The organism is Imperialibacter sp. (assembly GCF_048007035.1).
In the GTDB taxonomy this organism is placed as follows: domain Bacteria; phylum Bacteroidota; class Bacteroidia; order Cytophagales; family Cyclobacteriaceae; genus Imperialibacter.
In genome coordinates this window covers 2,257,268-2,269,731 of record NZ_CP180355.1, presented here as the reverse complement: position 1 = coordinate 2,269,731, position 12,464 = coordinate 2,257,268, and the positions used below count along the sequence as shown (strand labels likewise).

The 12,464-nt window shown below is 47.2% G+C and carries 13 protein-coding genes; 7 read left to right on the top strand and 6 right to left on the bottom strand.

The features are described 5' to 3' along the window. Positions 1-122 precede the first annotated feature (122 nt). Genes ACMVP2_RS10010 through ACMVP2_RS10000 form a run of 3 tightly spaced genes read left to right on the top strand, consistent with a single transcriptional unit; the run spans position 123 to position 2,590 of the window. Positions 123-563, top strand: a complete 441-nt coding sequence (locus tag ACMVP2_RS10010; RefSeq protein WP_416867594.1) for an SRPBCC family protein — start codon at positions 123-125, stop codon at positions 561-563. Positions 564-598: 35 nt separating this feature from the next. Beyond that, positions 599-1,972: a DNA repair protein RadA gene (radA, locus tag ACMVP2_RS10005; RefSeq protein ID WP_339785581.1), complete on the top strand. Its 1,374-nt coding sequence runs from the start codon at positions 599-601 to the stop codon at positions 1,970-1,972. Between the two features lie 12 nt (positions 1,973-1,984). After that, positions 1,985-2,590 (top strand): DUF2179 domain-containing protein, encoded by a 606-nt coding sequence (locus ACMVP2_RS10000; protein ID WP_152001585.1) that lies wholly within the window; start codon positions 1,985-1,987, stop codon positions 2,588-2,590. A gap of 3 nt (positions 2,591-2,593) precedes the next feature. Here ACMVP2_RS10000 and ACMVP2_RS09995 read toward each other — a convergent pair whose 3' ends face one another. The 3 genes from ACMVP2_RS09995 to ACMVP2_RS09985 form a co-directional block, all read right to left on the bottom strand. Further along, entirely contained in the window at positions 2,594-4,099 is a 1,506-nt protein-coding gene (locus tag ACMVP2_RS09995; protein WP_416867593.1) for a DUF5723 family protein, read from the bottom strand. After that, complete coding sequence (locus ACMVP2_RS09990) at positions 4,096-5,724, bottom strand: hypothetical protein (RefSeq protein WP_339785575.1); 1,629 nt, start codon at positions 5,722-5,724, stop codon at positions 4,096-4,098. The genes ACMVP2_RS09995 and ACMVP2_RS09990 overlap by 4 nt, the downstream gene beginning before the upstream one ends. 67 nt (positions 5,725-5,791) lie before the next feature. After that, positions 5,792-6,697 carry a 1-aminocyclopropane-1-carboxylate deaminase/D-cysteine desulfhydrase gene (locus ACMVP2_RS09985; protein WP_416867592.1) on the bottom strand — a complete coding sequence of 302 codons (906 nt, stop codon included), beginning with the start codon at positions 6,695-6,697 and terminating at the stop codon, positions 5,792-5,794. A gap of 39 nt (positions 6,698-6,736) precedes the next feature. On the opposite strand from ACMVP2_RS09985, the gene ACMVP2_RS09980 reads away from it, so the two are divergent. The 4 genes from ACMVP2_RS09980 (at position 6,737) to ACMVP2_RS09965 (ending at position 9,287) form a co-directional block, all read left to right on the top strand. Further along, positions 6,737-7,780, top strand: coding sequence for an RluA family pseudouridine synthase (locus ACMVP2_RS09980; protein ID WP_416867591.1), 1,044 nt, complete (start codon positions 6,737-6,739; stop codon positions 7,778-7,780). Between the two features lie 77 nt (positions 7,781-7,857). Then, positions 7,858-8,418 carry a sigma-70 family RNA polymerase sigma factor gene (locus ACMVP2_RS09975; RefSeq protein ID WP_339785569.1) on the top strand — a complete coding sequence of 187 codons (561 nt, stop codon included), beginning with the start codon at positions 7,858-7,860 and terminating at the stop codon, positions 8,416-8,418. After that, positions 8,415-8,600 carry a hypothetical protein gene (locus ACMVP2_RS09970; RefSeq protein WP_416867590.1) on the top strand — a complete coding sequence of 62 codons (186 nt, stop codon included), beginning with the start codon at positions 8,415-8,417 and terminating at the stop codon, positions 8,598-8,600. Before ACMVP2_RS09975 ends, ACMVP2_RS09970 begins: the two co-directional genes overlap by 4 nt. Positions 8,601-8,624: 24 nt before the next feature. Further along, positions 8,625-9,287: an energy transducer TonB gene (locus tag ACMVP2_RS09965; RefSeq protein WP_416867589.1), complete on the top strand. Its 663-nt coding sequence runs from the start codon at positions 8,625-8,627 to the stop codon at positions 9,285-9,287. 43 nt (positions 9,288-9,330) lie between these two features. On the opposite strand, the gene ACMVP2_RS09960 is transcribed toward ACMVP2_RS09965, so the two are convergent. From ACMVP2_RS09960 to ACMVP2_RS09950, 3 genes are all read right to left on the bottom strand, one after another. Further along, entirely contained in the window at positions 9,331-9,942 is a 612-nt protein-coding gene (locus ACMVP2_RS09960) for a thioredoxin family protein (protein WP_339785558.1), read from the bottom strand. A gap of 12 nt (positions 9,943-9,954) precedes the next feature. After that, positions 9,955-10,437, bottom strand: coding sequence for a TlpA disulfide reductase family protein (locus ACMVP2_RS09955; protein WP_416867588.1), 483 nt, complete (start codon positions 10,435-10,437; stop codon positions 9,955-9,957). 201 nt (positions 10,438-10,638) lie between these two features. After that, entirely contained in the window at positions 10,639-12,420 is a 1,782-nt protein-coding gene (locus tag ACMVP2_RS09950; protein ID WP_339785553.1) for a chloride channel protein, read from the bottom strand. Between the last annotated feature and the right edge of the window lie 44 nt (positions 12,421-12,464).

The window sequence follows — 12,464 nt, the reverse complement described above, 5'->3', positions numbered from 1 at the left end:
GATAAACTCTTACAATGGCCGCTCATCAATTTGGAATGTATCTAAAGAGTTCGTTGCCATTATTTCTAAAACAAATCGTCTCTCTTTTTGATTTACTAAGCAGGCAGTTTTTTTCAATAAAAATGAAAATAAGAATCAGGACCCTGGTAAAAGCTGATTTGCAGACAGTAAGAGCGGGATTTACCGACAAGCTTTTTTTAAAGCTAAATCCGCCTTTCCCGCCTGTGAAGCTCCGCCGCTTTGATGGTTGCAAAAAAGGAGATAAGGTCGGGCTTGAGCTGAACTTTGTCTTTTTTAAACTAACCTGGGAAAGCCTCGTCACGCATGATCTCACAAATGAGACTGTGTTTTCTTTTGTCGACGAAGGTGTGCGGCTGCCCTTTTTTCTGAAAAGCTGGAAGCACCACCACCTCAATGAAGCCAACGAGGCAGGAGGGACAAGCATCACCGATGATATCGAATTTACCACGCCTGCGTTGCTTACCAATTGGCTACTTTACCCAATTCTCTACTTGCAATTCCTCTACCGCAAACCCATTTACCGAAAAGTATTCAGTAAGTAAGTCTTCTCTTATTTTTATTCTAATTTTGGCCCATCGTGGCCAAAGTAAAATCAGCTTTTTTTTGTCAGAATTGTGGTGCGCAATCACCGAAGTGGACTGGTAAATGCCCCTCTTGCGGGGAGTGGAACACCTACGTTGAAGAGGTAATAGAAAAGGAGCATGCTTCGTCTCCATCGTGGAAAAAAGCCAGCGGCCCTGCCCGTGCCTCTAAGCCTCAGGCGATTGATCAGGTGGAGTCCGTGGCCATGCAGCGGATCAAAACTGCTGATGAAGAGCTCAACAGGGTGCTGGGAGGAGGCATTGTTCCGGGAAGCCTGGTGCTGATTGGCGGAGAACCGGGCATCGGCAAGTCGACGCTGCTGCTGCAAATTGCGCTACAGCTACCCAACCTAAAGGTGCTGTACGTTTCGGGCGAGGAAAGTGAGCAGCAGATCAAAATGCGGGCGGAGCGAATTGGCATCAAAAACAACAATTGTTTTGTGCTGTCTGAGGTAGGCATTGCCAATGTGTTCAGACAAATAGAAGAGCTGGAACCCCAGCTTTTGGTCATCGATTCCATCCAAACGCTTTACTCCGATAAGGTAGAATCAGCGGCTGGCAGTATTTCTCAGATAAGGGAATGCACAGCAGAACTGATGAAGTTCGCCAAAGAAACCAACACCCCCGTGTTTCTCATTGGCCACATTAACAAAGAGGGCGCTATTGCCGGCCCAAAAGTGTTGGAGCACATGGTTGACACGGTGCTACAGTTCGAAGGGGACAGGCATCTGGTTTACCGCATTTTGCGCACAACGAAAAACCGCTTCGGCGCAGCCTCCGAGCTTGGCATTTACGAAATGCAGGGAGAAGGCCTCAGAGAGGTAAAAAACCCATCCGAAATCCTTATTTCGCAAAAAGATGGGGATGTGAGTGGCGTGGCAATTGCCGCTACACTGGAAGGTAACCGCCCTTTGCTTATTGAAATACAGAGTTTGGTAAGCCCGGCCACCTACGGCAATCCGCAAAGAACATCTACCGGTTTCGACAACAAGAGGTTAAGCATGCTGCTGGCGGTGCTCGAGAAGAGAGGAGGCTTCAGGCTTGGGACGCAAGACGTTTTCCTGAATGTTGCCGGAGGCTTGAAGCTGGATGATCCGGCAGCGGATTTGGCCATCTGCATGGCAATGATTTCTTCTCTGGAAGAAATCCCTGTGTCCTCAAAAGTATGCTTTGCTGCAGAAGTCGGTTTGGGTGGTGAGATCAGAGCAGTGAACAGAATTGATGGGAGGATCATGGAAGCCGAAAAGCTGGGCTTTGAAGCCATTTATGTTTCTAAGTTTGCGCAACGGGCAATAGAGGGAAAGAAGTTTAAAATAGCCGTCAGACAGTTTGGAAGAATCCACGAGGTGATTTCCGATTTGTTTGGCTAACTAAAACAGGCAATGAAAGAATTTTTCGAAGGTTTGGGTATCAGTGAGTCGGTGTTCACCTACGTGGTGATCCCTGCGCTGATATTTCTCGCCAGAGTGTGCGACGTGTCCATTAACACCGTGCGGATTATCTTTGTGATGCATGGTAAGAAGCTACTCGCACCACTTCTGGGTTTTTTTGAAGCCTTTATCTGGTTGCTGGCCATCCGTCAAATCATCACCAATATCGACGCCTTCTATTCATATTTTGCCTATGCAGGAGGTTTTGCCACGGGTACCTTCCTGGGCATGGTGATCGAAGAAAAGCTTGCGCTGGGCAGGGTGGTAGTGAGGGTAATCACCCAAAATCCGGCTGAGCAGCTCACAGCCTTCCTGAAAGAGAAGGGCTACCGCTACTCTAACCTCGATGCGGAAAGCAACGATGGCAAGGTCAATGTGCTTTTTACCGTTGTAAAGAGAGACGAGCTACCAACCTACATCAACATCATCAAAAAATACAATCCCCAGGCTTACTACACCGTGGAGAGTGTGAAAAAGGTAAGCGACGATGATGTGTTCGACCAGCCTGCTGCCTACCAGGGAGTGCTGGGCCGACTCAGAGGGATCAACAGGAGCTAGGCGTTAGTTATCCTCCTTCTTCTTGAACCAGTTCTTCCAGGATTTTGGCTGCTTCTTTTTGGTGATGATGGTATAAATATCCTTTTTGCGGATCACAGTAGGCTTTTTCAGTCTTGGGTCGGTGGGGTAGTCCACTCCTTCATCGTTGCTTGAAAACTTTGGCTTGGACCTGTGTGCCGGCGGTAAATCAGTTTCATTCTTCGCTTTGCCACTTCCGATAATAAGGTTAACCCCCATTTTAAAGTCCAGTGTGTTCATGTTACCTACATTGGCAAACCCGATCAGATTGTCTGAACCGATATAATACTGAACAGGGCCGCCAGCCATCGACAAAGCGAGCCCTGGCCGGGGCCATTGCTGCGGAAGCTTCACCACGCTGCCCGATGCCACAATACCTGGGGTTAGCTGTTTGACATAAGACACGGCGAAGGCCGATTTTATTTTGCCTACGAGAAGTTGATTCATCATCGTAACGGTAACTCTATCCACAGGGCCAAGCAGCAGCGATCCGCTTACTATTGATTTGGCGCTCAACATCGCCGAATATGGGTTGGCCGTTTCCTTTGGTGTAAAGGCATTCTTTAGTGAGTCAATAGTGCTTTCTATATCACCATCAGCCGTGAAATTGACACCCTGAAAAGCAAATGAGGTGTCGCTAAGAATGAAATTCTGGCTAAACTCCTTCCAGCGGACATAGCCGAGGTCGGTGATGGAGGCCGACAGGCTGAATAGGTTTTGATGAGTCCAGGTGGCACCGAGGTCGATAGCCGCCCCCTTGTTTGGGTTCGAAAGCAGGTAGGCAACGGAGGGATCTTCACTTACTCCAGCGGCATTTAAGCCAGCCCTTTTGAATAGAAAACCATAGCTGTAGGTTTCCGGCTCAATATCCACTCTGGCGTCCATCCCCCATAGTGTTTTCACATTGTATATCCCCTGGATCAGCTTTACTCTGGCACCAATTTTCAGGTCATCATTCATCAGGGAAGTATTCACGCCAACACCATACTCTCTGAAGTAGGAAGCGCTGAACGCCGACTTGCCTATATCGAGCGGCTGGCCTACAAGCGAGTTGGTGCCTTCCCAGGCTGCCTTTATCAGATTTTTGGTATACTGGCCCCGCACATTAATTCGTTCGTTGACAAAGAAGCTGTAGCCAAAAGAAGACTTTTCCGGCTTGATGCCCACATAGAGCAGGGGGATACTAGTTTCAAATAGCAGAGCATTCCTCTTTTTTAGGTGAGAGACCACCTTGTCAACGTCCAGTTTCACAGAGTCATTTTCCAGTTTGGTGAACGCCTGGTTGTAACCGAATCTGTTGTTAACATGCAGTCCCATTTCGGAAATGACCGGCAAGCCCAACACCAGCTTGCCTTTTATTTCATTGGCAGGGTTCAACCGGCTGTTTTGGGGTACAGCATCACCCAGCGTGTATAGTCCCAGCCCATTTTGCCCCTTCACAGTTGCGAAGCAGCAAATAATAATCGATAGGGTTGTCAGCCAGCGCCTCATTGGGTTTTTATTTTCAAGCGGCCCAAAACAGAAATATTGATGTCAAGTTTGTAGTCGGCATACAGCTTAACGTACTCTTCGTCGGCGGCATTAAACGTATTGATTATAATGGCCACATTGAGGTGGTCAGCGCTCTTTAAGGCTTCGGTGCCCTCTGTTCCCAACTCAATTTCTGATAGCAGCTTTTTTGATTCGAGTGTGCGCCCCGATGCGTCAACTTGCGGGGCTGTTAGCACCAGCTCTTCTGGCACGGTGAAAAGGATGGTGTCATTTTCGTCAGCAAAGTTGACAGCGAGTCGCCCTTCAAAGGGCATTTCGTTTTCGGTGTAAAACCTCAAAGCTGCTTCCTGAAGATTTTTCAGGTCGATTTCGTCTGTTCCAAACTTAAGGTTGGTGGTGAACTCCTGCATCCTGACTTCGAAGGGTAATTCCACCACAGTGATGGTCCTGAACCTGCTGCTGTCTGTCATGAAATTGAGGTAGTCTTTTTCAAAAACATCGGGATTGGAGATGACCGTCAAAGGCAAGTTGAATTTGACGGGGGTGATGCCAAAAAGCTCCCTGATGTTTGAGTTTTGTGCGTTGATGACAAACTCTGAGTGGCTGGTTTTTCCGATGGAATCGAGCTTTGGGTAGTTCACAAATTGCAGCGACTCGGTTATTGTTCCGGTAAGCGCAACTGAAGTGCTGTCATTATTACTTGCGGAAAGGTTGTTCATCAAGAGGCCCGATGGAAACCCAAATGAGTTATCAACTTTGAGAATGATTTTGGGATCTTTGAAGTCGAGCCCGTAGTCCCCAAATGTTTCGAAAAACTTTAGCTCTATCGTTCTGTCCTGCAGGAGGCCCTCTTTCCGGTCGAAATAGCCATGTACATGAGAATAAGTTGCTTCCTGAAAGTCAATTGAAAAACGAAAGAAATCTGAAAAATCGACGGACTGACCAGGCTTCACAACCACTTTTCCTTTGATGATAACATCAAAATCGTTGGCCTCTTCCCGCCTTCGGAAAAGAAACTTTTTGCCTCCCAGCGGCATTCTTTTGATCGATGTGACCGGCACTGTTGTGCCAAAGCTTAAAGTATCCGAAATGCTAACCGATGAATTGTCGGCTGTCTCAAACATAGAAGGAAAGCCAAACTCCAGAATGACGTCACTCCGGAAGCGGGAGTTAATTTCCAGTGCCAGATTTCCGCTGTTAAAAAAAATAGAATCAACCTGCTCACCAAAAAAGGCATCGAAAGAGAAGGTGATCACCTTTTCAAATTCGATCACCTCGGTCTCTCCGGCAGGGGACGAAGACACGAAGGGAAAGACGATATCACTTTTATTAATAGGGGGGAAATAGAGAAAAGCTTCCCGTTCGTCATTGTAGGAGGTGTCCATATACACGATGGTCATGAACAAATCCTCACCTTCTTCAATGGTCAACGCATTGTCCTGAAGGTCGCCTACCAGCTCCCGCATGGTGTACCTCGACACGCCCAACGGAACAGCGAGCGTTGGCTCGTAGTCGGGGATATCCAGGTTGCCAAATTCCAGGTCATTTATCCCGCAGCCAGAAATCAGAATGGCCAAAGCCCCTTTCGTTAGCCAGGGGAACGGACTTTTCTCCAAAAAAGTCATTAAGGTCGATAGTATAAAAAAAATAATAACATGAAGAAGTCGTCACGCAGAAACGCATGTTGTTCCTTTACGCAAGTATTCTCCTAAAACCGGCCCTGCCTTGTAGCCCGCCGGTATGAATTGTATAAATGACAGAGCCATTACGAAAGTAAGCATTTTTAATCATCTCAAGCAGGCCAAACATCATTTTCCCAGTGTAGACGGGCTCTAAAGGGATGGCATATTGGTCTTCGAAGACCTTCATAAACACAATCAAATCATCTTTGACCTTTCCATATCCACCAAAATGGTAATGGTTTATCATGTTCCAATTGCCAAAAGCGCTCAGGCTGTATTGCTGTTGCAGCGCTACTATTTCTTCCGTAAGAAAGTTGCCTTTTAGCGCTGAAAAGCCAAGTATTTGCCCCCGTCCCCTGAGGCAGTCTATGCATCCGGCCATCGTGCCACCCGTTCCCACCGGTAAAGCCAGATAGTCAAAGGGAGTATCTATTCGGCTGACCATCTCTGAGGCGCCTTGAATGGCCAGGTTGTTGGTGCCACCCTCGGGAATGAGAAAGAAATCACCGAATAGCGTACTCATTTCATCGGCAAATGACGGCAATTCCTTCTCTTTGTATTTGGCTCTTGATATCCGGTGTATGACCATTCCATTTTTGACCGCTTGTGCCAGGGTAGGATTGTTCAGGTCGGCATCCTCGCCTCTGATGACACCAATCGACTTCAGCCCAACTGCCTTGCAAGCAGCGGCAGTAGCGGCAATGTGGTTAGAGAACCCCCCGCCAAAGGTCAGCACTGTGTGGTGGCCGAGCTTGCCGGCTTCCAGGAGGTTATATTTTAGTTTCCAGTACTTATTTCCCGAAATGTGAGGATGGTTTAAGTCTTCTCTTCGTACAATAAGTCTCACGCCAGCCTTTTCAATAAAAGGAGCCTTAATTTCAATCTCGGGAACAGGCTGCGCTGCTGGATAAATCATTGATTCAAAATTGGCAGAACTTCTGTGTATTTTTGCACCATGAGCGAAGAAATTGATTTGGGAGAAGATTTTTTGGACGAAGAAGAAGGCGAGCTTTTTGAACACCACCGGATTGTGGTGGATAAAAAGCAGAGCCCTGTGCGAATAGATAAGTTCTTGACTGACAGGCTTCCCAATACTACCCGCAACAGGGTACAAGATGCCATTCGGGATGAGTTTGTTCAGGTAAATGAAAAGGCTGTAAAGCCAAACTATAAGATTCACCCGGACGACGTGATCACGGTTTCATTGCCTGAACCGCCCAGAGACACTGAGGTGGTGCCCGAAAACATTCCGCTTAATATTGTTTATGAAGATGAGCACCTGCTTGTGGTTAATAAGCCCGCTGGCATGGTGGTTCATCCGGCTTTTAATAACTGGTCGGGCACGCTTGTAAATGCCCTTACCTACCATTTTCAGCAGTTGCCTGAAATGAAAGGCAATGAAGGCCGACCTGGGTTAGTACATAGGATCGATAAAGACACCAGCGGGCTGCTGGTAATTGCCAAAACAGAGCTTGCCATGAACTCGCTGGCCAAACAGTTTTTCGACCACTCCATCGAACGCACATACTATGCCCTGGTGTGGGGTGTGCCTGAGCAGGAAAAAGGTACTGTTGATGTCTTTCTCGGAAGAAGCCTGAAGGACCGCCGGGTTACTACAGCCTTCCCCGATGGTGACTTCGGCAGAAATGCTGTCACGCATTATGAGATGCTGAAGGATTTGAGGTATGTAGCGTTGATCAAGTGCAACCTGGAAACGGGACGCACTCACCAGATCAGGGCGCACATGAAGTACATCGGGCACCCGATATTCAACGATGCTACCTATGGAGGTGACAGGGTAGTGAAAGGCACCATTTTCACCAAGTACAAACAATTTGTGGACAATTGCTTCAAGCTGATACCCAGGCAGGCCCTTCATGCCAAGTCGCTGGGGTTCATACACCCTGCCACCAAAGAGTTTGTGCAATTTGAGTCCGAACTGCCGGAGGACTTCACTTCTGTAATCGACAAATGGGAGCACTACCTGCAGTATAATTAGACCCCAATTAAAACTTTTTCTGCTTCTATTGTGACTTTTCTGCCGATCTCCTGATTTTAATAGGAAAGTTGGTTCTTTTGAAAGAGGAGACTCACATAGAAAACGCACGATCGGACTACAACGAAGAAGAGCTCCTCCTTCTTTCGAAGAAAAATATTGACCATTTCGGCAAGATTTACAACCAACAATACGACTCGATTTTCCGGTTTGTGTTGCGCAAAACGGACGACGATGAATTGGCAGCCGACCTTGTTTCCGAAGTGTTTCTCAAGGCCATGCTGGCGATAAAAAGGTTTCAGTACAATGGTGTGCCCTATCAGGCCTACCTGATGAAAATAGCAAGAAACGAGGTGCTGGCCCACTATCAGCGAACAAAGAAGCGGATGGTGATCAGCATTGATGAGACGAACCTGAGAGAGATTCTGCAGAACGAGGTAGAAGTGAAAATGGAGGCTGAAAAAGTGATCAGCCTTATCGACCTGCTCGATGAGGACGAAGTGGCCATTCTGGAACTCAAGTTTTTTGAAGGGAAGGCATTTTATGAGATCGCTTTCATCCTTGAAAAGAATGAGAGCACAGTGAAGATGAGGTATTACAGGGCGTTGCAAAAGTTAAAAGAAAAGGTGTCGGGGCAATGAAGAAGTACGATATACGGATACGGAGGGGAGCTTTTCACGAAAAGCGGACGTCGAGGTACAAAAACTTTGACCAGCTGAGCCGTCGGTACAAGAAGGAACGGCTCAAACAGGTGATGACCAGATTATTCTACTTGCTATTTCTGGTGGCAGTAAGCGTAGCACTCTTTTTTCTATTTCGATAACCGTAAACTTTAAACACTACAAAAATGGAAGCAAAGAAAAACCCCCGGGCAGATGTACAGCGCCGTTACGGCCTCCACTTGTCCATCGGATTTATGGTAGCCCTGGCGCTGGTAGTCACGGCTTTTGAGTGGCGCACGGCGTATGAGCCGCCGATTACCTATGAAGATGTTGATAACCCGATACCCTTGCTTGATGAGGTAATTGCTACGGATATACCTGAACCTCCGAAGCCAAAAGTCCAACCTATTGTTACACCCGTTCCTGATGAAGTTGTAGTGGAGGAGGTCGCCAAAGTTATAGACATTGAGCTAGTGGAAGACTTGCCTGACCTGAGTTCGTTTATGGAGCCTGTGGTTGAAGAGGTTGCCCCGGAGTTTGTAGACTATGCCGAGGTAATGCCCGATCCGGTAGGAGGCATGGCTGACTTCATGGCATTCCTTGGTAAGAACATCAGGTACCCAAAAAGCGGCATTCGAAACGATATTCAGGGCAAGGTCTATGTGCAGTTCATTGTAGATGAGCAGGGCAATCTGACGGACTTAAAGGTGATTAAGGGCATCAGCGAAGACTTCGACAGCGAGTCGCTGAGGGTGCTTTCCAAAGCACCTGCGTGGAAGCCTGGCAGGCAGGGCGGGCGGCCCGTCAAAGTAAGGATGGTGCTGCCAATTATTTACAAGCTTCACTAGAGAACATAAGAAAGGCTGGCGATCCCAGCCTTTTTTATTATCGTCAGGTGCCGCTCCATTTAATTGTACAGCCAATGGCTTTGGTAAGCGTTACCGGAACCTTCTTGGCGGCAATCAGCGCATCTACGGCATCTTCCACATACTTTTTGTCGGCCTTATTCGAGTCCTGGTGGTTGTTGTCAATGGCGCCGATATAAGCGACCCTGAGCTTGCCACTTTCCTTGTTCAGCAAAAAAACATGAGGCGTTCGGGCAGCACCGTAAGCACGGGCTATTTCCTGGGTTTCATCGAGCAGGTAAGGGAAGCTAAACCCTTTCTTTTTGCTATTGGCCTGCATCGCTTCAAACGAATCGCCGGGCGACAGCGAGCCGTCGTTGGGTTGAATGGCAATGACCGGATACCCATCACCCTTGTATTTTTTGTCGAGTGCAATGATCCTTTGCTCATACAGCTTGGCATAGGGGCAGGTGTTACAAGTAAAAACCACAATAAAACCTTTGGCCTCTTTGTAGTCCGACAGGCTTATTGAGGCGCCATCTACATTTTTAAGCTGAAAGTCCCTGGCTATATCTCCTACCTCGTATCCCCCATCAAAAGGTGCGGCACTGACCTGAACGATGGCCAGCAACACTAGCAAACTGATTGTCTTTTTCATAGTAAGTAGGGTTTAGTTTATAAAAGCTTCAATAACCTCAGACAGTTCCCCTTCTTTAAAGGTCTTTTCATAGAACTGTTTTTTGCCGGTTTTTGAGTTCACAATGAGGGTCGCCGGAATGGCCCCCGACCACGAAGGAGAGACTTTATCTATGAACGAATTATAGTCGGTTTCGTCTAGCAACAGCACTCTTGAGTGAAGGTCATTTTTATCAACGAACTTTTGCACTTTCTTTTCAACATCCTTGCCGAAGTCGAAGCTGACCAGAATAACAGAAACCCCTTTGTCTCTGAATTGGCTGTTAGCAGCTTCAAAATAGCCGATTTCTTCTACGCAAGGTTTACACCAGGTAGCCCAAAAGTTAATGACTTTGATACCATCCTCTTTGGTATTGATAATAGCCCCCAACTGTGGATACTTTATTACCTCTACATCTTGCGCCATGGTAGCACCGGCACCGAAAAGAAAAAATATCAAAAGTACTGAGCGTAGCATACTACAATTTACGAATTATACGTCAGTAATGTTTTTGTCAACGAGGCGATGTGGATCTTAACACCACAGATATCCACAATTAACGGGAGTTATCCACAATAGATTATCAGGATCAATGCAAAATGTTGGTTTTCAATAGAATAGAAAATAGCTCCGAATGGAAACCCCGTGGATAAGTCTGCCCGTTTTCCACAAATGTGGTTACTCTTCCTGGTTTTGACGGATGAGTTTGCTGCGGTAAGCGCTGAAAATGCTGGATTTAGAGACGAAGCCGATGTACTTCCCGTTGTCGATAACCGGAAGGTTCCAGGCCTGCGAAATTTCGAACTTGTTCATCACGCTTTGCATTTTTTCGTTGGAAGAGACAAATGCCGGAGGCGCTGTCATCCAGGTTCTCACAATAATGCTTTTTCGGGCCTCTTCGTTGAACATGATCTCTCGCACATCGTCCAAAGTGATGATTCCTTCCAGCTCACCCAGGTCATTCACAACGGGGAAAATATTGCGCCTCGACTTCCTGACCAACTTCACCAGGTCATCCAGTGTGGCATTTGGGTGAATGGTTAAAAGGTCAGTTTCCACTATTTTCTCAAGCAGTATCTGGCTAAGCACCAGCCTGTCCTTGTCGTTGGGTATCAGGTCTCCCTTCTCCACAAGGTGCTTGGTGTAAATAGAATACTTTTCGAAGTAGGAGATAGTGCTATACGATATAGCGGAGACCAGCATCAATGGAACGAACAATGTGTAGCCGCTTGTGATTTCGGCGATAAGGAAGATGGCCGTAAGCGGAGCATGCAACACGCCGCTCATAACGCCACACATGCCCACCAGCGTAAAATTGCTCAGACTGAGGTTGGTAAATGGAAATACCTGCGTAATGGTGCGGGCGTAAAAGTAGCCGGTAACGCCACCCAGGAAGAGGGAAGGAGCGAAGATACCGCCGCTGCCGCCAGCTCCAATGGTGGTGGCTGATGCGATTGGCTTAAGGAGCATGACGGCAAACAAGAAGAAGATAATGATAAGCCCGTTCTCTCTGAGGCCATAAAATAAGCTCCTTTGCAGCACTTCATCTTCGTTGCCATTGAGAAGCGACTTGATAGTTTCATAGCCCTCACCATAAATTGGCGGAAGAATCAGAATGATAAGCGCAAGGGCGGCACCACCCATCAGGGCCCTGTTAAAGTCATTGTTGATGCTGGACAACTTTCCCTCAACAAAATAGGTGAGCCGGGTAAAGTATAAGGAGACTAAACCGCATGCGACACCAAGCAAAATGTAGTAGGGGGTATCGGCCGCCGTAAAGGAGTCTTTTAGCTGGAATGAGAAAAGAATGTCGTTTCCCAACAACGTTTTTGATACAAGAGAGCCAGTTACTGAGGCAATCAAAATTGGAATGAACAGCGAAATGGTAACATCGGCCAGGATTACCTCGATGGCGAATATAACACCAGCAACAGGCGAGTTGAATATAGCCGAGATGGCACCAGCTGTTCCGCAGCCTATTAAAAGCGTCCTCTTTTTGTAGTTGAGATGGACAAGCTGGGCAATATTGGAGCCGATAGCTGACCCTGTGACCACTATAGGGGCCTCCAGCCCCACAGAACCACCAAAGCCAACAGTAATGGCGCTGGTGATCATGCGGGAGTACATTTTCGACCTCTTGATGATACTCGAATTTTTGGATATCGAGTAGAGGACGTGGGTGATACCGTGGCCGAGCTTCTCTTTAAGGACGTATTTGGAAATGATCAGCGTGATCACAATTCCAATCAACGGATACACCAGATAGGAGAAATTGATATCATACAGATAAAAATTTCTCTCCAGCATTCGTTGAATGAAGTGGACGCTGCTCTTCAACACCACAGCAGCAATCCCTGCAATGGCCCCGACAATCCCCGCCAGGATCAGAATGAAGTTCTTATCGCTGATGTTTCTGAGCCTCCAAATGAGAAATTTCAGAAGCACATCATTTCCTCTCATATCGTCAAATGTACTACAAAATATAAGAGATGTCGACCTTCAAT